This is a genomic window from Rothia sp. HC945 (assembly GCF_051370785.1).
In the GTDB taxonomy this organism is placed as follows: domain Bacteria; phylum Actinomycetota; class Actinomycetes; order Actinomycetales; family Micrococcaceae; genus Rothia.
The window spans coordinates 1,495,368-1,518,422 of the sequence record NZ_JBFCSN010000001.1 but is presented as its reverse complement, the minus strand read 5'-3'; the positions used below and the strand labels follow the sequence as shown (position 1 = coordinate 1,518,422).

At 64.9% G+C, this 23,055-nt stretch carries 18 protein-coding genes; 16 read left to right on the top strand and 2 right to left on the bottom strand.

All coding sequences use genetic code 11. The features are described from left to right. Positions 1 to 11 precede the first annotated feature (11 nt). The 3 genes from AB0Y14_RS06725 to AB0Y14_RS06715 all read left to right on the top strand — a co-directional run bounded on the left by AB0Y14_RS06725 (position 12) and on the right by AB0Y14_RS06715 (position 3,682). Entirely contained in the window at positions 12 to 1,010 is a 999-nt protein-coding gene (locus AB0Y14_RS06725; RefSeq protein WP_436588410.1) for an alpha/beta hydrolase family esterase, read from the top strand. Positions 1,011 to 1,089: 79 nt separating this feature from the next. Continuing rightward, entirely contained in the window at positions 1,090 to 2,085 is a 996-nt protein-coding gene (locus tag AB0Y14_RS06720; RefSeq protein ID WP_436588409.1) for an aldo/keto reductase, read from the top strand. Positions 2,086 to 2,245: 160 nt separating this feature from the next. Beyond that, the gene (locus tag AB0Y14_RS06715; protein ID WP_436588408.1) at positions 2,246 to 3,682 is read left to right on the top strand and encodes a sugar porter family MFS transporter; all 1,437 of its coding nucleotides are present in this window, start codon (positions 2,246 to 2,248) and stop codon (positions 3,680 to 3,682) included. A 572-nt stretch (positions 3,683 to 4,254) separates the two neighbouring features. On the opposite strand, the gene AB0Y14_RS06710 is transcribed toward AB0Y14_RS06715, so the two are convergent. Further along, positions 4,255 to 5,268: a sugar phosphate isomerase/epimerase family protein gene (locus AB0Y14_RS06710; RefSeq protein ID WP_436588407.1), complete on the bottom strand. Its 1,014-nt coding sequence runs from the start codon at positions 5,266 to 5,268 to the stop codon at positions 4,255 to 4,257. Positions 5,269 to 5,544: 276 nt separating this feature from the next. Between AB0Y14_RS06710 and iolC the strand changes: the two genes are divergently transcribed. From iolC to AB0Y14_RS06660, 10 genes are all read left to right on the top strand, one after another. Next, positions 5,545 to 6,519: a 5-dehydro-2-deoxygluconokinase gene (gene iolC / locus AB0Y14_RS06705; protein WP_436588406.1), complete on the top strand. Its 975-nt coding sequence runs from the start codon at positions 5,545 to 5,547 to the stop codon at positions 6,517 to 6,519. Further along, entirely contained in the window at positions 6,516 to 7,490 is a 975-nt protein-coding gene (locus tag AB0Y14_RS06700; RefSeq protein WP_436588405.1) for a Cgl0159 family (beta/alpha)8-fold protein, read from the top strand. The genes iolC and AB0Y14_RS06700 overlap by 4 nt, the downstream gene beginning before the upstream one ends. An 11-nt stretch (positions 7,491 to 7,501) precedes the next feature. Continuing rightward, entirely contained in the window at positions 7,502 to 9,418 is a 1,917-nt protein-coding gene (iolD, locus tag AB0Y14_RS06695; RefSeq protein WP_436588840.1) for a 3D-(3,5/4)-trihydroxycyclohexane-1,2-dione acylhydrolase (decyclizing), read from the top strand. 65 nt (positions 9,419 to 9,483) lie between these two features. Further along, positions 9,484 to 10,989, top strand: coding sequence for a CoA-acylating methylmalonate-semialdehyde dehydrogenase (locus AB0Y14_RS06690; RefSeq protein WP_436588404.1), 1,506 nt, complete (start codon positions 9,484 to 9,486; stop codon positions 10,987 to 10,989). 144 nt (positions 10,990 to 11,133) lie between these two features. Continuing rightward, complete coding sequence (locus tag AB0Y14_RS06685; protein ID WP_436588403.1) at positions 11,134 to 12,060, top strand: sugar phosphate isomerase/epimerase family protein; 927 nt, start codon at positions 11,134 to 11,136, stop codon at positions 12,058 to 12,060. 42 nt (positions 12,061 to 12,102) lie between these two features. After that, positions 12,103 to 13,080, top strand: coding sequence for a Gfo/Idh/MocA family protein (locus AB0Y14_RS06680; RefSeq protein WP_436588402.1), 978 nt, complete (start codon positions 12,103 to 12,105; stop codon positions 13,078 to 13,080). Positions 13,081 to 13,290: 210 nt separating this feature from the next. Next, positions 13,291 to 14,190, top strand: coding sequence for a sugar phosphate isomerase/epimerase family protein (locus AB0Y14_RS06675; protein ID WP_436588401.1), 900 nt, complete (start codon positions 13,291 to 13,293; stop codon positions 14,188 to 14,190). A 56-nt stretch (positions 14,191 to 14,246) separates the two neighbouring features. Next, positions 14,247 to 15,692: a sugar porter family MFS transporter gene (locus AB0Y14_RS06670; protein WP_436588400.1), complete on the top strand. Its 1,446-nt coding sequence runs from the start codon at positions 14,247 to 14,249 to the stop codon at positions 15,690 to 15,692. Positions 15,693 to 15,814: 122 nt separating this feature from the next. Beyond that, on the top strand, positions 15,815 to 16,945 hold the full coding sequence (locus tag AB0Y14_RS06665; RefSeq protein ID WP_436588399.1) for a zinc-binding dehydrogenase: 1,131 nt from the start codon (positions 15,815 to 15,817) through the stop codon (positions 16,943 to 16,945). A 53-nt stretch (positions 16,946 to 16,998) separates the two neighbouring features. Next, a complete protein-coding gene (locus AB0Y14_RS06660; protein WP_436588398.1) occupies positions 16,999 to 18,204 on the top strand; it encodes an MFS transporter in 1,206 nt (401 codons plus the stop codon). A gap of 74 nt (positions 18,205 to 18,278) precedes the next feature. Here the strand turns inward: AB0Y14_RS06660 and AB0Y14_RS06655 are convergent, their stop codons facing one another. Further along, complete coding sequence (locus AB0Y14_RS06655) at positions 18,279 to 19,178, bottom strand: LysR family transcriptional regulator (RefSeq protein ID WP_436588397.1); 900 nt, start codon at positions 19,176 to 19,178, stop codon at positions 18,279 to 18,281. A 149-nt stretch (positions 19,179 to 19,327) separates the two neighbouring features. Here AB0Y14_RS06655 and AB0Y14_RS06650 point away from each other — a divergent pair, with 149 nt between their 5' ends. From AB0Y14_RS06650 to AB0Y14_RS06640, 3 genes are read left to right on the top strand one after another with little or no spacing between them, the layout of a single operon-like run. Beyond that, entirely contained in the window at positions 19,328 to 20,542 is a 1,215-nt protein-coding gene (locus tag AB0Y14_RS06650; RefSeq protein ID WP_436588396.1) for a M24 family metallopeptidase, read from the top strand. A gap of 2 nt (positions 20,543 to 20,544) precedes the next feature. Further along, the gene (locus tag AB0Y14_RS06645) at positions 20,545 to 21,774 is read left to right on the top strand and encodes a PLP-dependent aminotransferase family protein (RefSeq protein ID WP_436588395.1); all 1,230 of its coding nucleotides are present in this window, start codon (positions 20,545 to 20,547) and stop codon (positions 21,772 to 21,774) included. Next, positions 21,774 to 23,006 (top strand): M20 family metallopeptidase, encoded by a 1,233-nt coding sequence (locus AB0Y14_RS06640; protein ID WP_436588394.1) that lies wholly within the window; start codon positions 21,774 to 21,776, stop codon positions 23,004 to 23,006. Before AB0Y14_RS06645 ends, AB0Y14_RS06640 begins: the two co-directional genes overlap by 1 nt. The last annotated feature ends 49 nt before the right edge of the window (positions 23,007 to 23,055 follow it).

Genomic DNA, 23,055 nt, shown 5'->3' with positions numbered 1-23,055 from the left:
CGTGGTCCTCCGTGAAGAAAACCAACCGTGCACTCGGTGCCGTGGCCGTGCTTGGTCTCGGCCTGGTTGCCTGTTCGGCGCCCGACGTCGACGGCGAAGGAAGCGGTTCCGGAGCGAGCGGTTCCGCCTCGTCCTCCGAGGCTGAATCGTCGGGCGGCAAGGACTCGGGGAAGACCGGGGGCTGCGGGGCCAGTACCATGCGGGCCGGGGAATCGTGGACCGTGCCCATCGAATCTGGCGGGAAACACCGGATGTACCAGGTCACGACGCCCGAGGGCTACCAGGCGGATGCCCAGTCGCCGGTCGTGCTGGCCTTCCACGGCATGTACGAGCACTCCGACACCATGAAGCAGCTCTCCGGCTTCTCGGACAAACCGGCCATCGCGGTCTACCCGCAGGGCCTCGACGGTGGTCAGGGAACGGCCTGGCAGGGAGCCGGCTATTCGCCGAAGACCGACGACGTGAAGTTCACGGAGGACATCCTCGACCGGGTCGAATCGGACCTGTGCGTGGACAAGGACCAAGTCTTCGCGGCCGGGTTCTCCAATGGGGGCGGATTCGTCAACCTGCTGGCCTGCCGCATGTCGGACCGCATCTCCGCGTTCGCCTCCGTCGCGGGAGCCTACTACGAGGGAACGCGAGACGGGTGCCAAAAGGCCTCCCCGGAGCCGTTCATGGAATTCCACGGAACCGAGGACGGCGTCATGACCTATCGTGGCGGCGACGGCAAGGGCGGCCAGTACCTTTCGGCCGAGGACTTCGTGGACGAGTGGGTGGTCCGGAACGGGTGTTCTCGCGACGCCGAGGTCGACCACCCCGTGGACGGGGTCGAACACCGGCTGTACGACCAGAAATGCCGTTCCGACACGGAAGTCCAGCAGTATCGCATCGACGGCGGCGGGCACACCTGGCCGGGTGCTCCCGTGCACGTGGGCCAGGGGAGAAACACCCCGGACCTGCACGCGACGGACCTGATCTGGGACTTCTTCACCGATCACCCCGCCACCTGACGGGTCGGAGTCCGCAAGCGTCTGTTCTCGGGAAGGCTTGGCGTTTCCGCCCCACCTGCCCGGCATCTAGTGTGGACGCATGACTTCTACTCCGGAATATCGTTCACTGGGCAATTCGGGACTCATGGTCTCCTCCGTGGGGCTGGGGTGCAACAACTTCGGGCGTGCAGGCACCCCGACCGAGACGCAGGAAGGCACCGACTCCGTTGTCTCGGCGGCGGTCGACTCGGGCATCACGCTGTTCGACGTCGCCGATGTCTACGGCAAGGAGCCCGGGACCTCGGAGCGGATGTTCGGCCAGGCCCTGCGCGGTCTGGGGAAGGCCGCGGACGACGTCGTCGTGGTCTCCAAATTCGGGATGGACATGAAGGGCACCAACGGTGCCGACCACGGTGCGCGAGGTTCGCGCCGCTACATCAACAGGGCCCTGGATGCCTCCCTCGAGCGTTTGGGGCGCGACCACATCGACCTGTACTTCTACCACACGCCCGACGGGGTGACTCCTCCCGAGGAGACCCTCGCGGCCCTCGACGATGTCGTCCGCGCCGGCAAGGTTCGTTACATCGGGACGTCCAACCATGCCGGGTGGCAGATCGCCGACGCCGACCACCTGGCTTCCGAGACGGGAGCGACCCGCTACGTCGCGGCCGAGAACCACTACAACCTGCTCGACCGCCGGGCCGAACTCGAGGTTCTGCCCGCTGCCCAGCGCTTCGGAATCGGCGTTCTTCCTTACTTCCCGCTGGCCAATGGTCTGCTGACCGGCAAATACCGCCATGGGACAGCACCGGACGGGTCGAGGCTGTCACACTCGAAGCCGGGTCTGCTCGAATCGACCGACTGGGACCAGATCGAGCGTTTCGTTGCCTTCGCCGCGGAACGCGATCTGAGTCCGCTGGACGTTGCGTTCTCGTGGTTGGCATCCCGCCCGCAGGTTGCTTCGGTCATCGCCGGGGCGACGTCGGCCGAGCAGGTGCGCACCAACGCTGCGGCGACGTCGTGGATTCCGGGCGACGACGACCTGGCGGAGCTGGACGAGATTTTCCCCGCACCGGAGAAGATCGCGCTGTTCTGAGGGGCGTCGTATGTGACCCCGACAAGTCCAGATGTCAGGACAAACCCTAGACACGTGTGCTGAGTCACGCTAGGTTGTTCTGCAACGCCAGGCCGTCCAGAGCGGCCGGTCACTCGGGAGAATTCTTTCCCCGACGAGACAACGGACAAAGGAGTCTCCGATGACGAACTCAGCAACCGATACCACCAGTGCCCATCTTCCCCCACTGACACCCGGGCCGTACCGGCGACGTCTGGGGCTGATGTCCGTCGTTGCCTGCTTCGGTGGACTGCTCTTCGGGTACGACACCGGGGTCATCAACGGGGCGCTGCGCCCCATGGCGGACGAACTGGGTCTCACGGCCTTTACGGAGGGGGTCGCGACGAGCTCGCTCGTTTTCGCGGCCGCTTTCGGCGCCTTCTTCGGGGGCAGAATTTCTGATGCCATCGGACGACGCAAAACCATCATCATCCTGGCCGTGCTGTTCTTCCTGGGTACGGTCGTCGTCGTCCTCACCCCCAACGTGGGATTGCTGGTCACTGGCCGCGTTTGCCTCGGACTCGCCGTGGGTGGCGCCTCCACGGTGGTCCCGGTGTTCCTCGCCGAACTCGCCCCCTACGAAATTCGCGGCTCCCTCTCGGGGCGCAACGAAGTCGCCATCGTCATCGGGCAACTCTCCGCCTTCGTCGTCAACGCGGTTCTGGGGAGCACCCTGGGTCACCTCGACCACGTCTGGCGGTACATGTTCGCAGTCTGCGCGATCCCCGCGGTGTGCCTGTTCATCGGGATGCTCCGCATGCCCGAATCACCTCGCTGGTTGGTCGATCGCGGACGTCACCAGGAAGCACTCGAAGTCCTCCGAACCGTGCGCCCTGAGGGTCGGGCGGAAGCCGAGATCCTCGACGTCGAGGATGTCACGGAAGAAGAGCGAGAGGCTCGCACCGGTCTCGGAGCGATCCTGGCCAACAAGTGGTTGCTCCGGATCCTTCTGGTCGGTATCGGAGTGGCCATGGCCCAACAGCTGACCGGCATCAACTCGATCATGTACTACGGCCAGATCGTGCTGATCCAGTCCGGATTCGGGGCAAATGCGGCGCTGATCGCCAACATTGCTCCCGGAATCGTCGCGGTGATCGGTGGATTCATCGCCCTGTACATGATGGACCGGGTCGACCGGAGGACCGTATTCACGCTGGGCCTGACCCTGACGACGGTCTGCCACACCCTCATCGGCGTTTCCTCCCGCTGGATTCCCGAGGACAACCCCATCCGTCCCTGGGTCCTCCTTTTCCTGATCGTGGCCTTCGTGGCGTCCATGCAGACATTCCTCAACGTCGCAGCCTGGGTCTGGTTGGCCGAAATCTTCCCCCTCCACATGCGCGGCGTCGCGATTGGCGTCTCGGTCTTCTTCGGGTGGTTGACCAACGGACTGTTGGCCCTCTTCTTCCCGCAGATGGTCGCGAGCTTGGGGATCACCGTGGTGTTCTTCCTGTTCGCCGGCATCAACCTGGTGGCTCTGATCTTTGTGAGGACGCAGGTTCCTGAGACCCGCGGGCGCACTTTGGAGGGCCTGGAGGAAGACGTGACCACCGGCCAGATCTACGTCGTCAAGAAATAGTCGGTTCGCGGGAGGCCCTTGGGGAGGGCTCTGGGGTTGTGGGAGTCTGGGCCTCTCGGGTTCTGGGCGTCTCGGGCCCTGGGTGCCTGGGTGCCTGGGACGGGGTCCTCAGGGTCGAGGCGGCAACTCTGTGCAGCCTCCTTCCGCGAGGTGGCAGATTTGAGCGAGTTTGGCTACAGAATTCGCACGGGATTGCCACCTCGCGGGGGTATCGAAAGGGCCGATGTCGGTGTCGCGCGCTTGCGAAGGCCTGTTCGGTGGCGGTTACCCGATCGAGAGTGGGTTGCCCGCCGACGTCGTGCGCATGACGTCGCTTGTTGGGTGGCGGTTACCCGATCACGTGGAGTTATCTGCCGTGAGGTGGGGGTTTAACCGCCACCTAACGGCGGTTGGCAGCACCGAATCGGGTAACCCCCACCTAACGCGGGATGCTGCGGGTGCGGCGACATTTCGACAGTGATGGGCCGACTCTCTACTACGAAGATCGGCCGATCCCCCGCCTGCCAGCAACCGACCGGCCGACCCCGCCAGCGACCCGCCAGCGACCGACCGCCGCACCCGGCTCCTGCCCGTCAGCGGAGGCCGGCTCGCTGTGCCGCGTCGAACAGGGTGCGGGACGCGAGTTCGAGGCCTTCGATGGCGCCCATCGAGGTGTCCTCGTGCTCGATGTTGACGCACATCTCCTCGCCCGTGGCCTCTTCCGTTTCGGCCAGCGCGCGCAGGAATTCGGCCCAGTAGTCGGCGTCGTGCCCGATGCCGACGGTCACGAAGTCCCATGCGGAATCCTGTGGCCATTCATTGGCGTATTCGTCACCGCCCATGTGGGTGCGGGGTTCCTCGGGGCCGAGGCGGCGGAACCGTTCGTCCAGGACCCCGTGGATTTCCGCGTTTTCACGGTTGATCCGCACGTCCTTGGCGGCCGCGTGGTAGACCAGCGGCCCCAGCCACCGGACGCAGGCAACCGGGTCCATTTGCTGCCAAAAGAGGTGGGAGGCATCGAGCTCGACGCCGATATTGGTGGCTCCGATCCGATCCACCAGTCGTCGAGCCGTCGCCGGGTTGAAGACAAGGTTCTGGGGGTGGAGTTCGAGCGCCACTTTGACGTCGTTCTGCCTGGCGAGTTCGTCGATCTCGGTCCAGAACTCGCTGGCCCGATCCCACTGCCACTCCAACGAGTCCAGGGCGCGCGACCCCCACGCGTTGATGTTCCATGCGGGGTAGTGGGCGTCCGGGTCCGACCCCGGTAGACCCGACATCGTGACGACCCGCTTCTGTCCCAAGGCGGCGGCCGCGCGGATCGAGCGCCGGATGTCGTCGGCGTCGTCGGGGCCGATGGCCGGGTCAGGATTGAGCGGATTCCCGTTGCAATTCAGCCCCAGGATCTCCAGCCCGCGGTCCTCGTATCGTTTCAAGTAGTCCTTGGCGGCTGCATCAGAGGAGAGGATCTCGTCGATCGGGAGGTGATTCGGCGGGAGGAAGCCGCCGGAATTGACCTCGACGCCGTCCAGTCCGAGCTTCACCACTTCGTCGAGTGCTTCGTCCAGGGAGAGGTCGTGGAGGATCGCGTTGTAGACGCCGATTTTCATTGAGGGCTCCTTTGCGGTCGTGCAGAAGATGCGGTCGAGGAGGGCGGCTCGGGGAAGTGTCGACCCCGCGAACGTAACCCCCGTCACGTCACGGTACACTGAGCAACGGACTTTGTCTGCACAAAACATTGACAGGACAAAGACCATAGGGCACTCTGTAATGAGTAAGACGGATCACCATGGGTGGTCCGAGGCGAGGCGCCGAAGGGGGCGTTTGGTCCAACAGCGGACCGACGTTCCGGTAGCAGACGAACCGCGGGAAGGACTAGCCAGCTCATGAGCTACGACTTGCTCACCATGGGACGGATCAGTGTTGACATCTATCCCAACGACATCGGAGTGGGCCTGGAGGATGTGACCTCATTCGGCAAGTACTTGGGCGGTTCGCCGTCCAACGTGGCCGTCGCCGCCGCGAAGCACGGGCGGAATCCGGCCGTGATCACCCGCACCGGGGACGACCCCTTCGGTGAATACCTCCACCGCGAACTGCGTCGGTACGGCGTCGATGACGCCCATGTCGCCCCCGTGGCAGGACTCCAGACTCCGGCAACGTTCTGTGCGATCAAACCCCCGGAAGACTTCCCGCTCTACTTCTACGGCCGGTTCCCGACCGCGCCGGATCTCCAGATCAAACCGGAGGAGATCGACGTGCAGGCGGTCAAGGACAGCCGTATCTTCTGGTCCACGGTGACGGGCCTCTGTCAGGACCCCAGCCGTTCCGCTCAGCTCGAGGCGCACCGGGCCCGTCCTCGCGAAGAGTTGGGGGAGGACCAGCACACCGTCCTGGATCTCGACTACCGGCCGATGTTCTGGGATTCGATCGATGACGCCACAGAACAGGTCCGGGAGAACCTGAAGTACGTGACCATCGCGATCGGCAACCGCGAGGAATGCGCGGTCGCAGTCGGGGACGGATCCCCTGAAGAGCAGGCGGATCGGTTGCTCGACGCCGGCGTCAAAATCGCCGTCGTGAAAATGGGCTCCAAGGGGGTCATGGCCAAGACCGCGAATGAGACGGTGATTTCGGAGCCGGTCGCTGTGGAGACCCGCAACGGGCTCGGAGCGGGTGACTCCTTCGGTGGGGCCTTCTGCCACGGGATCCTCTCCGGGTGGGACATGCAGAACGTGCTGGACTTTGCGAACGCTGCCGGCGCGATCGTCGCCTCGCGCATCGCCTGCTCGGAGGACATGCCGTCCACGGCCGAGGTCCTGGGGCTGCTCAACGAGCGCGGAAGGGGTTTTGCGGCATGAGCACCGAAAACAACCGCGGGCACGGGATTCCCCGATTCCCCGCTCCCGAGATCGGCTCGGACGATCCGACCAGGTACGAAGACCTCACGCGGATTCGTCTCGAAGACCCCGAGGCCGTGCAACGGGCCGCCGATGCGCGGACGCGCCACCCCGGCGTCGTCTACGGCAAGCAGAACTTCATCGTTGCCGCCGACCATCCGGCCCGCGGTGCCCTCAAAGTCAGGGGCGATCATGAGGCCATGGCCGACCGGCGTGACCTCCTCGATCGTTTGCGAACGGCGCTCCAGAACCCCGACGTCGACGGCGTCCTGGCCTCTCCCGACGTGCTGGACGACCTGCTCCTGCTGGGCGCGCTCGACGGCAAGCTCGTCTTCGGTTCCATGAACCGTGGTGGCTTGTCGGGACTGGTCAACGAGATCGACGACCGTTTCACCGCCCACAATGCGGAGACCCTGAAAAGGCTCGGGGCCGACGGCGGCAAAATGCTGACCCGGATCCACTATGGGGACGAGAACACCACCGCGACCCTTGAGGCCAGTGCACATGCCGTGAACGATCTCGCCGAGAACGGCCTGTACGCGATGGTCGAGCCCTTCATCTCGACCACTCGCAACGGCGGGGTCGCCAACGACCTCAGCACGGAGGCCGTGATCAAGTCCGTCGGTATCGCGTCCTCGTTGGGCGCTTCGAGCGCCTGGACCTGGATGAAGCTGCCGGTGGTCCAGGACATGGAGCGCGTGATGGCGTCGACCACCCTCCCCACGGTGCTCCTGGGCGGAGACCCGACGGCCGCACCCGACGAGATCTTCTCGACGTGGCGTGACGCTCTCGCCCTACCAGGCGTCCAGGGCCTCACGGTGGGTCGAACACTTCTGTACCCGGAGGACGACGACGTCGAAGGCGCCGTTGCCACCGCGGCGTCGCTCCTGAGCGACAGACGAGACCAGAGCGCGAAAGAGAGGGCCTCATGACTGCTCAGACCATGACCGTAGGGCAGGCGCTCGTTCGCTTCCTGAGCCAGCAGTACACCGTGGATCGCATTGGGTCCGAGGAGTACCGCGAGCGGACCGTTCCCGGCATGTTCGGCATCTTCGGTCACGGCAACGTTGCCGGGGTGGGCCAGGCCCTGCGTCAGTTCCAGGGGCAGGATCCCAGCATCATGCCCTATTACCAGGGGCGGAACGAGCAAGCGATGGTTCACCAGGCCACCGGTTACGCCCGTCATACCAGGCGTCGGGCAACCTACGGTTCGACCACCTCCATCGGCCCCGGTTCCACCAACCTCGTGACCGGCGCGGCGCTCGCGACCACCAATCGCCTGCCGGCACTGCTGTTCCCGTCCGACGTCTTCGCCACGCGGACGACGGACCCGGTCCTGCAGCAACTCGAGCGTCCCGACGCCTATGACGTCACCGTCAATGACACGCTTCGGCCGGTCTCACGGTACTTCGACCGCGTGTGGCGCCCGGAGCAATTGTTCTCCGCGCTACTCAACGGCCTGCGGGTGCTGACCGACCCGGTCGAAACGGGGGCCGTGACGATCGCCCTCCCCCAGGACGTCCAGGCCGAACGCATCGATGTTCCCCAGGAATTCCTGGCGGAGCGAGAGTGGAGAATCCGCCGGCCCGAGGCCGAGGACGAAGACATCCGCGAGGCCATGGTCAAGATCCGGTCCGCGAAGAAGCCCGTGATCATCGCCGGCGGCGGGGTGCACTATGCCTTCGCGGTCAACGAACTGCGCCAGTTCGCCGAGTCCACCGGCATCCCGGTCGCGTACACGCAGGCCGGTGTCGGCGTCATGGACTGGGACCACCCGTTGTGCCTGGGGGCTGTGGGTTCGACCGGTTCGACTGCTTCCAACGCTCTCGTGGCCGAATCCGACCTGATCATCGGGATCGGAACGCGGTACGAGGACTTCACGACCGCATCGCGGACGGCTTTCCAGAATCCGGAGGTCTCCTTCGTCAACATCAACGTGGCCTCCTTCGACGCGTACAAGCAGGGAACGCAGGTTCCCGTGGTCGCCGATGCCCGCAAGGCACTGGTGAAGATGAACGACGCCGTCTCGGGGATCCTCGTCCCGGAGGAGCTCTCGGGTCGCGTCGCCGAAGAGAAGAAGCGGTGGGACTCGATTGCCGACGCCGCGTTCGCCGAGAGGTACCGGCCGCTTCCCTCCCAGAACGAGATCATCGGGACCGTGAACGAAGCGATGGACGATCGCGACGTCGTGATCTGCGCTGCGGGATCCCTGCCTGGTGACCTGCACAAACTCTGGCGCGTCAAGGATCCGTACGGCTACCACGTGGAGTACGCCTACTCGTGCATGGGCTACGAGATCGCGGGCGGTCTGGGCGTGAAGCGCGCGAGCCTCCACGAACAGGACGACCGCGACGTCGTCGTGATGGTCGGTGACGGTTCGTACCTGATGATGCACACCGAGTTGGTCACCGCGGTCGCCGAGGGAATCAAACTGATCGTCGTGCTGATCCAGAACCACGGATACGCCTCGATCGGGGCCCTCTCGGAGTCCCTCGGATCCCAACGGTTCGGGACCAAGTATCGCTACCACGACGACGAGGGCATGTCCTTCGACTCCGGAGAGACCCTGCCCATCGATCTTGCGACGAACGCCGAGTCCCTGGGTGTCCACGTGATCCGCGTGGAACCGGGGGAGAACGTGGGGAAGGACCTGGGCGAGGCCGTCAAGCGGGCCAAGGCCGCTCCCGAGGGCTCCGGCCCCATCCTGATCCATGTTGATTCGGACCCCCTGATCGATGCGCCCGACTCGGAGTCCTGGTGGGACGTTCCGGTGGCATCGGTCTCGGACCTGTCCTCCACACAGGAGGCGTACAAGGTTTACGAAAGCAAGAAATCCACACAGAAGCCCCTTCTGGGCTGACGGACGGATACGAACACCCCCGCCGAGTGCAAGAATTTGGCACCAATCCCCGTAAGGAGAAGAAGTTGACCACAGACATCAAGCACTTCATCAATGGAAGTGAAACCGATGGATCGGGCGAGCGCCGCCAGGACGTCTACAACCCTGCCACCGGTGCCGTGACCGGCAACCTGCACCTGGGTGCCAAGGAGGACCTGGAAGCCGCTGTCGCCTCGGCCAAGAAGGCCGGGGAGGCGTGGGCCGAGATGTCCCTCGCCAAGAAGTCCGCGGTGCTGTTCAAGTTCCGCGAGCTGGTCCATGCCAATACGGACGAACTCGCCCGCATCATCACCGCCGAGCACGGCAAGGTGCTTTCGGACGCGAAGGGTGAAGTGAGCCGCGGTCTCGAGGTCATCGAGTTCGCGTGCGGCATCTCCGAACAGCTCAAGGGCGAATACTCCGATCAGGTGTCGACCGGTGTTGACGTGTTCTCGTTCCGGCAGCCGCTCGGCGTGGTTGCGGGCATCACGCCCTTCAACTTCCCGGTCATGGTCCCGCTCTGGATGTCACCGGTCGCGATCGCCACGGGCAACGCCTTCATCCTCAAGCCGTCCGAGCGCGACCCCTCCGCGTCGATGCTGCTCGCCAAGCTGTGGAAGGAAGCCGGGCTCCCGGACGGTGTCTTCAACGTCCTGCACGGCGACAAGGAAATGGTCGACGGGCTGCTGACCCACCCGGACGTGGACGGGATCTCCTTCGTGGGGTCCACCCCGATCGCGAAGTACGTCTACGAGACCGGAACCCAGAACGGCAAGCGCGTTCAGGCCCTGGGAGGCGCGAAGAACCACGCCGTCGTCATGCCGGACGCCGACATGACCATGGCTGCGGAACACCTCAACGCGGCCGCGTTCGGGTCCGCGGGCCAGCGGTGCATGGCCATTTCTGTGGCGGTTGCCGTGGGCGACGCCGCCGACGAGGTCGTTTCCCGAGTCAAGGATCTGGCCTCCGGGATCAAGGTCACCGAGGGCACCGACCCCGAGGCGGATATGGGTCCGGTCATCACCCCGGCCTCCAAGGAGCGCATCACCCGCATCGTTGGGGAGGCGCAGGAATCGGGCGCCGCGGTCGTCCTGGACGGCCGAGACCTGGTGGTCAAGGACCACGAGGAAGGCTTCTTCGTGGGCCCGACCATTCTCGACAAGGTCAACAAGGAGATGAGCGCCTACGAGGAGGAAATCTTCGGGCCGGTCCTCGTGGTCATCCGCGCGGAATCCCTTGAAGAAGCCATCGAGATCATCAACGCGAACCCCTACGGGAACGGCACCGCCGTCTTCACGTCCAATGGGGCCGTGGCCCGCACCTTCCAGCGCAAGGTCCGGGTGGGCATGATCGGCATCAACGTTCCCCTCCCGGTGCCGGTCGCCTGGCACTCCTTCGGTGGCTGGAAGAACTCGTTGTTCGGCGACCTGCACATCTATGGGCCGGACGGAATCAAGTTCTACACCCGCGGCAAGGTCGTTACCCAGCGGTGGCCCGAGCCGAAGGCGGTCTCCGGCGCATCGTTCGCGATGCCCGCCAGCTCCGACGGCTAATCCGCGTCGCGGGCCCAGGGACACCGCCTCCGGTGGCCCTGGGCTCCGCGCCACCAACGCTCGGGCACCTCGCGGCCTTTCAGGTCGCGAGGTGCCCGAGCACCCCTCTTTTCGCACTTTCACCGTCGAAAGCGAGTGCCAGCGATGACCGCTCCCACCCTCGAAAACAACCTCATCATCGGAACGGCCCCCGACTCATGGGGCGTGTGGTTCCCCGATGACGATCAGCAGACCCCGTGGCAGCGATTCCTCGATGAGGTGGCCGAGTCCGGTTACCGATGGATCGAGCTCGGACCGTACGGGTATCTCCCCGCGGAGCCGGAAACGCTCGCCAAGGAGCTCAAGGAACGCGATCTGAGCATCAGCGCCGGCACGGTCTTCACCGCATTCCACCGTGGCGCGGACCAGTGGGACGCCGCGTGGGAGCCGGCGCGCCGAGTCGCCGAGCTGACCGCGGCCATGGGAGCGCAACACGTGGTCGTCATTCCCGCCCTGTGGCGGGACGACAAGACGGGCCGCGCCCTCGAGGACCGAACGCTGACCGACCACCAATGGGACGACCTGGCCGCCGGGCACGACAAGCTCGGGCAGCGTCTCCAGAGCGAGTACGGTCTCTTCCAGCAATTCCATTCCCACGCGGATTCGCACGTGGAGACCATGGACCAGATTGAGAAATTCCTGGCCATGACGGACCCCAAGCTCGTGACCCTCTGCCTGGACACCGGTCACGCAGAATACGGTGGGGCGTCGTCGGTCGAACTGATCGAGAAGTACCCTGAGCGCATTGGATACCTCCATCTGAAGCAGGTCCACCCGGATACCCTGGCCAAGGTTCGCGCCGAGGACATGACCTTCAAGGATGCGACGGCTGCCGGAGTCATGTGTGAGCCCCCGAAGGGGCTTCCCGACCTGCGCGCAGTCATCGAAGCCTCGGAGAAGCTGGAGCGTCCGCTGTACGGCATCGTGGAACAGGACATGTACCCCGTGGCCAGCTTCGACGATCCTCTGCCGATCGCATCGCGCACCCGCAAGTACCTTCTGAGCTGCGGCGCACGCACCGTGGTCGCCTGACACGGGTCCACGGATCCGAAACTTTCGAAAGGAACAACCACCATGAACGAAATCCTGCGCGTCGGAGTCGTCGGGGCGGGCCGAATGGGCTCCGACCACATTGTGCGTCTCCAGAATCGTATGAAGAACGTGCGCGTCGCCGCCGTCGTCGATATCGACGAACCCAAGGCCCAGGCCGCCATCGAGGGGATCGAGGGGGCGAAGGTCTTCACGGACTTCACCGAGGCCCTCGATTCGGGAGAGGTCGACGCCGTGATGGTCGCGACCCCCGGGTTCCTGCACGAGCAGGTTCTTCTTCCCGCGCTGGCCAAGGGCTTCCCCGTGTTTTGCGAGAAGCCGCTGACCCCCGATTCCGAGTCGGCGTGGCGCGTGGTCGAGGCCGAGCAGTCGATGGGCAAGAGGTTGATCCAGGTCGGTTTCATGCGGCGATTCGACCAGGGCTACCGCACGATCCGCTCGGCCGTTCGCTCGGGGGAACACGGCGAGTTGCTCGCCCTGGACTGCGAGCACATCAATCCCGGCGTTCCGGACGATTACACCGGGCGGAACCTGATCGATGACACCGTGGTCCACGAATTCGATATTGTCCGCTATCTGACGGGCGAGGAGGTTACCTCGGTCGAAGTGCGGGCGTGCAAGAGCTCTTCCCGAGCCAAAGAGGGGCTCGTGGACCCCGCGCAGGTTCTCATGGAGACCGAATCCGGGATCCGCGTGTCCGTCAGTACCCATGTGACTGCCGAATACGGGTACGCCGTGACCACCCGGGCCGTGTTCGAGAGGAACCACCTGGAGGAAGGCGTCGACCAGGTGACTCCCGGCTTCGAAGAGAGGTTCGTGGACGCTTACGACACCGAGATCCAGGAATGGATCGACGGATGTCTGGCCGGCGAGGTCGCCGGACCCGACGCCTGGGACGGCTACGCGGCCGCGGCCGGCTGCGAAGCGGGCCTCGAGGCGATCGCGGACCCGGGGACCTCGGTGGACGTGAAACTCAAGCCGAAACCGGGTCTCTACCGTTGATCCCGGTCCCTGTCCCCAACTGACTCGATTTCTTCGTTGGAAACTTTGAACTGACCCTTATTGTGCATATGATAGGACAAATAAGGGTCACCCCGAAAACCGGGGCTTGTCCGCGTCACCGCGGCAAGCCCCATTTTCGGATCACTTTTGCATTGCGACCCAAATCACAGGCATGAACGGTCGCCCGCCGACACTGGATGAGGAGAACACGTGAAGATCGCCCTCGATCCCACCCCTTTCCACGCAACGCATTCCCTGCTCGAGTTCCCCCGCTTGGTCAACGACCTTGGGTACGACTACCTGCAAATGACCCCGCACCCCGACTTCATCCCATTCTTCAACCATCCCAAGGCTGACGACGACCTCGTCGGTCAGTTGGGTGCGGCCTGCAAGGACGCCGGCGTCGAAATTGCCTCGATCCTGCCCGTGATGCGCTGGTCCTCCCCGGACCCTGACGCTCGTGAGGCCGCCGTCCGGAATTGGAAGCGGATCATCCGGATCGCCGTCGACCTGGGTGTCCAACAGCTCAACACGGAATTCCAGGGGCGCCCGGAACTCGCCGAGGAATCCGAGCGTGCTTTCTACCGGTCGATGGAGGAGCTGCTCCCCATCATCGAGCGCGAAGGCCTGCACATCGCTATCGACCCCCACCCCGATGATTTCGTCGAGCGGGGCCTCGACGCCTGGAGGGTGATCCGCGGGGCCAATTCCAAGAACCTGGGCATGGTTTACGTCGCCTGCCACACCTTCCACATGGAGGACGAACCCTTGGAGATCATGCGCGCTGCTGGAGACCGCATCAGGGTCGCTCACGTGGCGGACTCCATGGACCACCACCGCTCCAACGGGTTGCGGTACATCACCAACCCTCCCGGAAGTCCCGCCCGAGTCCACCAGCACCTCAAGATCGGCGACGGCGACGTCGACTGGCAGGAATTCTTCGGTGGCCTCAATGAGATCGGTTTCCTCGACTCCGAGGACACGGTCATGGTTTCGAGCGTCTTCGCAGAGAACGAAGACGCCTCCGCAGTCTCCCGCTATCAACTGGACACCATGACGGACATGGTTGATGCGGCTCGCCAGGGCGTCATGCCCACTAATCACCAATAATCAACAACCGCTCCGAGGGGCGAGGAAGCCTCTCGGGCGCTATCGAAGGAGTCATCATGAGTGGCCCTGCAACGGAGAAACCCTCCAGACCGCTTCCGCCCCTGACCGAAGGGGCACACAAACGGCGCCTGGGTCTGGTCGCCCTCGTCGCAACCTTTGGCGGCCTGCTGTTCGGCTACGACACCGGCGTCATCAACGGAGCTCTCGAACCGATGTCGGCGGAGCTCGGGCTCAAGGCCGATACCCAGGGTCTCGTCACGAGTTCTTTGCTCGTGGGTGCGGCCGTTGGTGCCGTGAGCATCGGCAAGCTCTCGGACGCCTGGGGGCGTCGCAAGACGATCATCATGCTCGCCGTCCTGTTCTTCCTCGGAACGGCCGTGTGCGTGTTCGCGCCGGACATCATTGTCCTGCTCATCGGTCGCTTCCTCCTCGGCATGGCCGTGGGCGGCGCATCGACAGTGGTTCCCGTGTTCCTCGCGGAGCTCGCACCGTACGAGATCCGTGGCTCGCTCTCAGGGCGCAACGAAATGATGATCGTCGTGGGCCAGCTCGCGGCCTTCGTGGTCAACGCAGTCCTGGGCAACACGCTCGGCCACATGGATCACGTCTGGCGCGTCATGCTCGCGATTTGTGCCCTCCCGGCCATTTGCCTGTTCTTCGGGATGCTCCGCATGCCCGAGTCGCCCCGTTGGTTGATCAACCAGGGACGTCACGATGAAGCCCTGACCGTCCTGAAGACCATCCGCTCCGAGGAGCGGGCCATCGCCGAGATCGAGGACGTCCAGCAGGTCAGCGAGCTCGAGAAGAAGGAGAGCGAGACCGGGCTCAAATCGGTCCTCAAGAACAAGTGGTTGTTGCGCATCCTGTTGGTCGGCATTGCGCTCGCGGTCTTCCAGCAGCTCACCGGCATCAACTCGATCATGTACTACGGTTCGATCGTTCTCGAGCAGTCCGGATTCGCGCTCAACGCGGCGCTCGTCGCCAACATCGCTCCCGGTGTCATCGCAGTGATCGGTGCGTTCATCGCTCTGTGGATGATGGAGAAGATCAATCGTCGCACCACGGTCATCACCGGGTACACGCTCGTGACCCTGTTCCACGTGCTGATCGGTATCGCGTCCTTTGCCGTTCCTGCCGACTCCGCCGCCCGCCCCTACATCATCCTGATTCTGGTGGTGTGTTTCGTGGGGTCCATGCAGACCTTCCTGAACGTCGCAACCTGGGTTCTGCTCTCCGAGATCTTCCCGTTGCACATGCGCGCGGTGGGCATGGGATTCTCCGTCTTCTGCATGTGGATCGCCAACGCCCTCGTGAGCTACTTCTTCCCGGTCGCTCTCGAGGCGGTGGGCCTGACGGGGTCGTTCTTCGGTTTCGCCGTCATCAACGCGATCGCGATCCTCGTGATGTTCAAGTACCTGCCCGAAACCCGCGGCCGGACCCTCGAATCGGTCGAGGAAGACGTCACGACAGGCGCCATCTTCGCGGTGGGACGAAAGAAGTAGTAGCCACCACGATGCACTGACGCGGCGGTCCACCCCACCCGATGACCCGGGCGGGGAGGGCCGCCGCGTCGTGTGTCGGCGTCATTCTTGCAATACCGAGGCTACGGACGGAGCATCAGTACATGACTTGCATCACCATTCCGGAAACCATGCGCGCCGCCATCTGGCAAGGGGATTCTCCCCGACTCACCACCGAGGACATCCCCGTTCCAGTCCCTTCGCGAGACGAAGCACTCGTGCGCATCACGTCCTGCGGGGTGTGCCACACGGACCTCCACGTGCTCAAGGGTGAAGTCGCCTTCCCCGCTCCGGGCGTCATCGGCCATGAGGTCAGCGGCGATGTCGTCGCGATCGGCGAAGGCACCGTGGACGCCGGCGGGATCGAGGTGGGGACTCCCGTGATCGGCGCGTTCATCATGCCCTGCACGGAGTGCGAACAGTGCCTCCAGGGAAGGGACGACCTGTGCGAGAAGTTCTTCGGAGAAAACCGGCTCAAAGGCAATCTGTTCGACGGGACCTCTCGCTTGACCGCGGCCGACGGCCGGCGTCTTTCCATGTATTCGATGGCCGGCATGGCCGAATACTCGGTCGTGCCGATCTCCGCCCTGACCCCGCGCCCCAAAAACGTCCCGGCGGAAGAGGGTGCAATTCTCGGATGCGCCGCGTTCACGGCCTATGGGGCCGTGCGAAAATCCGGTCTGGTGGAAGGAGAGACGGTCGCGGTTGTGGCCGTCGGCGGCGTCGGCACCAGCCTGATCCAGGTCGCGAAACACCAGGGGGCATCCAAGGTCATCGCGATCGACGTCGCCGACGAGAAGCTCGAAGCTGCTCGCCGTCTCGGCGCGGATGAAGTCGTCAACTCGACCACCACGGATCCTCAGGAAGCGGTTCGGGAGATGACCGATGGCAAGGGTGTCCATGTGGCTTTCGAGGCACTGGGCCGGCCCGAGACCTTCACGCAAGCGGCGTCCCTCCTGCGCGAAGGAGGCAGGATGATCGCCATCGGCATTGCCCCGGGCGGGGTCTACGGGGAGGTCGAGATCAGTCCGCTGGTGCGCCGAGGCCAGACCGTCACCGGGTCCTTCGGAGCCGTGACCAGGGTGGACCTTCCCGCGGTCGCCCAGCTCGCAGCGGATGGCGGATACCGTCTGAAAGAGGCGGTGACCAGGCGCTACTCCCTGGAGGACGTTGATGAGGCATATCAGGCCCTCGATCGGGGCGAGATCACCGGACGCGCGATTGTCGTCATGTGAGACGTCGTGAAGCGAGGGGCCGGGGTCGGTCGTGGGCGGACCACAATGGAGCCATGAGCACACGCACAAGACCGAAAGCCGCGACCGTTGCGTCCCTGGCAGCGGCCGCCTATGTCTTCACCACGGTCATGCTGGGCACGACCCTTCCAACCCCCTTGTATCCGCAATACCAGTCGGAATTCGGATTTCGCGGCACGGTCACGACCGAGTTGTTCGCGATCTACGCGGGCGGCGTGATCCTCGGCCTGATTCTCTTCGGCAGACTCTCGGAAATGCTCGGCCGGCGACCCGTCCTGTTGGTCGGGGTGATCCTCTCGATCGCTTCCGCGGTGCTGTTCTGCATAGGCACTCAGGAATGGTTGCTGTTTGTGGGCAGGGTGCTTTCCGGGTTCGCCGCCGGCCTGCTGACATCCACCGGAACCGTCAGCGTTATGGAGAATGCCCCCGTGGGCCGCGAACGGCTCGGTGGGGCGGTGGCAACGGCCGCCAACATCGGTGGCCTGGGGCTGGGTATCGTGTTGGCCGGCGTCGCATCGCAAGTCGCGCTGGTCGCGTTTCCGGATGGCTGGTCACTGCGTGCACCGTACGTGCTGCACGTGGTGATGCTGGTCCTCGCCGGTCTGGCCCTGCTTCCCATGCGGGACCCGATCGAACGACGACGCGGTGCCTTCCGCCTCCAGATGCCCGGCGTTCCGGCCGAGACCCGGCACGTTTTCGGTCCGGCGTCGCTGGGTGCCGTGGTCGGATTCGCCACGATGGGCATTTACTCGTCGGTCGTGCCCAACGTGCTGTCCCAGATGCTCGCCGTGACGGCCCCCGCCGCGTTGGGCCTGGTCATCGGCGCCGTCTTCCTGGCTTCGGCCGCGGCGCAGGTTGCGTTGAAAAGCCTGTCCGATCGTTGGCTCATTCTCTGCGGTTCGCTGTCCCTGGCCTGCGGGATGCTTCTCGGTATCCTGACGCTGTGCTTCGAGTCCTTGCCGTTGCTTGTTCTCGCGGCGATCCTGAACGGGGCGGGACAGGGCCTGCTGTTCATGACCGGGTTGCGGGTCGTGACCGCCGCGGCCGCTTCCGAACACCGAACCGAGGTCACCACGAGCTATTTCGTCGTCGCGTACCTGTCCATCTCGGTCCCCTCCGTCACGGCCGGATTGCTGATCCCCGTTCTCGGGCTGGCGGCCACGGGTCTGCTCTCGTTCTCGGTCCTGGGCCTTGCCGCGCTGGCGGGGCTGTTCAATCTCCGCCGATTCTCCTCGAGCTGAAAATGCCGCCTCGGCACTAGGTCGCACCGCACCCACTTCTCCCGCCGGCACCGCACCCCCTCCGGCCGGCTCGCCTAGCCGGCCGTCACTCGCATCGTGTGCTCGACCAGGGCCTTCGTTGCCGGTTTGAGCTGGGCCCCGCGTCGGGTCAGCGCGTGCACATCCCGGTACAGATCGGGGGAGTTGTCCGCGGGCCACTCGATCGCGTGGGCCGGCCGCTCGATGGGGGTCAGCCCGTTGTCGAACACCATGTCGGGAAGGAACGCGGCGGCCATGCCCGCGCAGACCAGGTCGTGGTGGAAGCGCAGGTCCGAGGATTCGTAACTGACCCGGGGCTCGAAGCCTGCGCGACGGCACGTGCTCAGGGCCCATTCCGCGGCCGTGCTCCCGGCGGGTTCGAGGACCCACGGCACCTCCGCCAGGTCCTGGAGAGAGTCCACCGGCCACGGGGAGTAGGCGACGATGCGGTCCCGGAACAGGTGCACCGAATTCAACTCGGTCTCGACCGGCTGCGGCCGGCCCGAGAATTCGTCCGTGATGGCGACGTCGATGCGCCGGCCGACCAGGCTCGAAATCGCCGCCGTCGGCTCCTGGAGCGCGAACTCGACCGTGACCTGCGGATACGAGGCCTTCATCCGGTGCAGGATCTCGGCGAAGTACGAGACGGCGAAGGATCCGAAGGACGCGAGCCGCACCGTTCCGTGGACGTCGCTGAGCGCGGCGTCGACATCGGCCTCCGCGCTCTCCAGGATGCCGACCACCTGATCCGCCCTCCGTGCCAGTTTCTTGCCCATCGGGGTCAGGAGGGTTCGGCGGCCGACCCGCTCGGTCAGGGGGATACCGACTTCCCTCTCCAGCAGGGCGAGTTGCTGGGATACGGCGGCGGGGCTGATCTCGTGGGCACGGGCGACGGCGGCGAGGCTCCCGCGGGAGTCCAGTTCGCGCAACTGGATCAGTCGTTGGACGTTCAGCATGGTCGGTCCTTATCGGGGAAAGGGGAATCTTTAACTACAACTTAACCCTATGGGCAAGTTGCCCCTTCTTCTTCCCCTTGTCAGCCACGCATAGCATCGATATCACCACGAAGCGAGAGGTGGCTCACAGAGCTCGAGAGGAGGGGGAATTGTCCCGACAGAACGTGGACGGCACCAGGGAGGCCCCGTTTTCCGCGGAAGAGTTCGAAGCTCGTCGCCAGCGGGTCCGGGAACTGGCCGTCGCCGAGGGCTTCGATGCCCTCCTGGTCGCGGATCCGGCCAACATCTATTACCTGACCGGCTACGATGCCTGGTCCTTCTATACGCCGCAGTTGCTGTTCGTCCCGGTTGACGGCGAGCTCCGATTCTTCGCCCGGGAGATGGACGCCAATGGCGCCCACAGGACCATCACCCAGGTTCCCGGGGATCGGATCTTCGGCTATCCGGAGACGTACATCCACCAGGTCGATGTCCATCCTGGCGACTGGATTGCCGAGTCCCTGCGTGAATTGGGCTACGGCGGGGCGTTGCGCGTCGGCTATGAGGGCGACGCCGCCTTCTTCACCGTCCGCACGTATCGATCCCTCGTGGACGGCCTGCCGAGCTGGAACCTCGTCGAGTCCCACAACCTCGTGAATTGGGCACGCCTCATCAAGTCCGACGCCGAGATCGCTTATATGCGAAAGGCAGGCCGGATCTGTGAGATCGCCATGGACACTGCCTTCGCCGGGCTCCGTCCCGGTCGCCCCCAGAACCAGATCGCCGCAGACGTCATGGCGGCCCAGGCGAGGGGCGACGGCGACGTGGACGGCGACTACGCATCGATTGTCCCCATGTTCCCCACCGGCGCCGGCGCGGATACCCCGCATCTGACGTGGGCGGATACTCCCACTCCTCAGGGGCTGCCGATCTCGGTCGAATTGGCCGGCGCCCACCGTCGGTACCACGCGCCGTTGGCCCGGACCGCCATCATCGGCAGTCCTCAACCGGACCTCGAGCGCCTGGCCGGCGTCACGGACGAGGCACTGGAAGCGGCCCTTGAGGTCGTCCGCGAGGGGAGCACCAGCGACGACGTCGCCCGAGCATTCACCGCCGTGCTTGACCGGAACGGGTACTCCAAGAATTCCCGGTTGGGCTATTCGATCGGCGTCGGCTATCCGCCGGACTGGGGCGAAAGGACCGTGAGCATCAGGGAAGGCGACACCACGGTTCTGCACACCAACATGACTTTTCATCTCATCGCCGGCATGTGGCTGACCGGCATGGGATACGAGGTCTCGGAATCCATCAGGGTCACGCCCACCGGATGCGAGACCTTCAGCAGCATTCCGCACGGCCTCATCAGACTCGACTCAGGGAGGTAACCATGACAACCTCAACCATCTCCACGACCCGCCTGGCCAGCAGAGCCAGCGAGCTGAAGGGGTCCGTGATCGATGCCTCGACGGCTCTCCTCGCCAGTCAGACCCATGACATCGTCCGTTTTGCAATGGGTGCGCCCAATGACGAGCTGATCCCCACGGAAGACTTCGGGCGCATCCTCGGGACCGCCGCGGAGGGTCGCTTCGGCTACGGCGCGAGCGAGGGAGAAGCCGACCTGGTCGACCAGATCGTTCGCTACCAGGCTTCGCGCGGCATCGAGACCAGCCCCGAACGCATCGTCGTGACGACGGGCGGGATGCAGGGGCTCGACATCGCGTTCAAAATGCTTGTGGACCCGGGCGACGGCGTCATCGTGGAATGCCCCACGTACACCAACGGCATCGGTACGGCCCTGAGCTATCAGGCCTCCGTGATCGAGGCGCCGATGGATGAGAACGGGCTCGTGGTCGAAGCGTTGCCCGATCTGGTCGACAACTTCGGGAAGACCCCCAAGGCCATTTACACGATCCCCAATTTCCAGAACCCGAGCGGGACCACAATGACGCGGGAACGCCGCGAAATGCTCCTGGAGCTCGCCGAGAAGTGGGATGCGTACATCGTCGACGACGACCCCTACGGCGCCCTTCGGTTCGAGGGCGAGGAAGTTCCCGGATTCCTGGAACTCAGCCCCGGAAATCCCAGGATCATCCAGGTCCGCACGTTCTCCAAGACACTGGCCCCGGGCCTGCGCGTGGGCTGGATGGAGCTGGACCCCTCCCTCCGGGACATCGCGGTCAACGCAAAACCGGCCATGGATACGTGCACCAGTGTTCCGATGCAGAAGGTCGTCTCGGACTACCTCGCGGAAGGGAAACTGGACGAGCACATCGACTGGCTGCGTTCGATCTACCGGGAGCGCAAGGAAGCGATGACTCAGGCCCTCGCGGAGCGTTTCGGTGACGACATCCGTTCCACGGACCCCGACGGCGGTTTCTTCCTGTGGATCGATCTCCAGGGCAAGTACTCAGGGATCGACACCGAAGAACTGTTCCCGCTCGCGCTGCGCCACGGTGTCGCCTACATCCCGGGGCCGGCCTTCACCGACTCGGGGAGCCAGCGCCATTCGTTGCGTCTGTGCTTCGCCACATCCTCGCCCGAACGGATCCGCGAGGGTGTCGAGAGGCTCGGGACCGCACTGGACGAGTTCGCGGAGCAGCAACGGGGGACCCTCTGATGACATCGACCGACCTCGCCGCCACGGACACGCGGCGCGCGGAGAAGGTGACCGAAAGGATCGACGCCGAGAGCATCGTCGCGCTCGCGGAGGAACTGATTCGTGCCGGTGGCGAGAACCCCGGCGGCACCGAGGAAGCGACCGTCGTCTCCTTGTCCGGTGCGCTCGCCGCGATCGGGGCCCGGATCGAGGTAGACGAGGTGGCTCCAGGCCGTTCGAACCTGACGGCCAGGCTTGGAGGAGACGGCACCGGGAACGGCGGCGTCCTCTTCCTCGGCCACAGTGATGTGGTCCCCGCCGGTGCCGGGTGGACAGCCGACCCGTTCGAACCGCGTCGGTGGGGAAACCGCCTGATAGGACGCGGGTCCTCCGATATGAAGGGCGGGCTGGCCTCTCTCGTGGTCGCCATGAACGCCGTTCACGCGGTCGCGCCCGAGGTCCCCATGACGCTGCTGGTCACGGTCGACGAAGAATGCGACGCGGCCGGGGCACAACACTACGTGGCCTCCGAACCGGCGGGGGAGTACACCGGCTGTGTGGCCGCCGAGCCGACGGGCATGAAGATCATCACGGCGTGCCGGGGAGCAACCAATCTCAGGCTCGAGATCACCGGCGTCAGCGCCCATGCCGGCAACCCGGACGACGGCGCGAGCGCGATCCTCGCCGCGAGCGACGTCATCGGCACGATCGAGGCCGACGATGTCGCCCTGAGGGCCCACCCGGATACGGAACTTGGCCGGGCGTGCTGGAACGTGGGGTCGATCCGCGGCGGTCACGGAACCTCGATCGTTGCGGACCAGTGCGAGCTCGCGTTGGACCGCCGGACGCTACCCGGCGAGGACCCCGCCACGATCCTGTCCGAGATCCTGGCCGGGGCCACGCGGGCCGTGCGCGGACGAAACCGTGCGGGAGCGGAACGGATCTCGCTGACCGGTTCCATCGACATGATCATGCCGGGGTTCAGAACGGACCCCGAGGACGACTTCGTGACCGGGTGCCAGGACGCGGTACGGCGTGCTGGCGGCAGCGGAGAGACCGGGGTGTGGACGGCCGCGTGCGAAGGCGGCTTCGTCAACCGCGTCCACCAGATCCCCACGGTGGTTCTCGGCCCCGGCGACGTCAACAACCAAGCCCATCAACCCGACGAAAGCGTGGAGATACCTGAACTGCTGGAGGCGGCGAGAACCTACGCGCTGATAGCCCTCCGCTCATCGAAGTCCATGACCACCTGACCAACCCCCACTGAACGGGTGGACACCCACCCTTGCACCTTCGGGAGGA

Excerpts from the sequence above, each read along its gene's own strand:
- AB0Y14_RS06660 (WP_436588398.1), top strand. The coding sequence starts at position 16,999 with ATGAGCACACGCACAAGACCGAAAGCCGCGACCGTTGCGTCCCTGGCA.
- AB0Y14_RS06655 (WP_436588397.1), bottom strand. The coding sequence starts at position 19,178 with ATGCTGAACGTCCAACGACTGATCCAGTTGCGCGAACTGGACTCCCGC.
- AB0Y14_RS06720 (WP_436588409.1), top strand. The coding sequence starts at position 1,090 with ATGACTTCTACTCCGGAATATCGTTCACTGGGCAATTCGGGACTCATG.
- AB0Y14_RS06715 (WP_436588408.1), top strand. The coding sequence starts at position 2,246 with ATGACGAACTCAGCAACCGATACCACCAGTGCCCATCTTCCCCCACTG.
- AB0Y14_RS06665 (WP_436588399.1), top strand. The coding sequence starts at position 15,815 with ATGACTTGCATCACCATTCCGGAAACCATGCGCGCCGCCATCTGGCAA.
- iolC (WP_436588406.1), top strand. The coding sequence starts at position 5,545 with ATGAGCTACGACTTGCTCACCATGGGACGGATCAGTGTTGACATCTAT.
- AB0Y14_RS06670 (WP_436588400.1), top strand. The coding sequence starts at position 14,247 with ATGAGTGGCCCTGCAACGGAGAAACCCTCCAGACCGCTTCCGCCCCTG.
- AB0Y14_RS06640 (WP_436588394.1), top strand. The coding sequence starts at position 21,774 with ATGACATCGACCGACCTCGCCGCCACGGACACGCGGCGCGCGGAGAAG.
- iolD (WP_436588840.1), top strand. The coding sequence starts at position 7,502 with ATGACCGTAGGGCAGGCGCTCGTTCGCTTCCTGAGCCAGCAGTACACC.
- AB0Y14_RS06710 (WP_436588407.1), bottom strand. The coding sequence starts at position 5,268 with ATGAAAATCGGCGTCTACAACGCGATCCTCCACGACCTCTCCCTGGAC.
- AB0Y14_RS06645 (WP_436588395.1), top strand. The coding sequence starts at position 20,545 with ATGACAACCTCAACCATCTCCACGACCCGCCTGGCCAGCAGAGCCAGC.
- AB0Y14_RS06685 (WP_436588403.1), top strand. The coding sequence starts at position 11,134 with ATGACCGCTCCCACCCTCGAAAACAACCTCATCATCGGAACGGCCCCC.
- AB0Y14_RS06700 (WP_436588405.1), top strand. The coding sequence starts at position 6,516 with ATGAGCACCGAAAACAACCGCGGGCACGGGATTCCCCGATTCCCCGCT.
- AB0Y14_RS06680 (WP_436588402.1), top strand. The coding sequence starts at position 12,103 with ATGAACGAAATCCTGCGCGTCGGAGTCGTCGGGGCGGGCCGAATGGGC.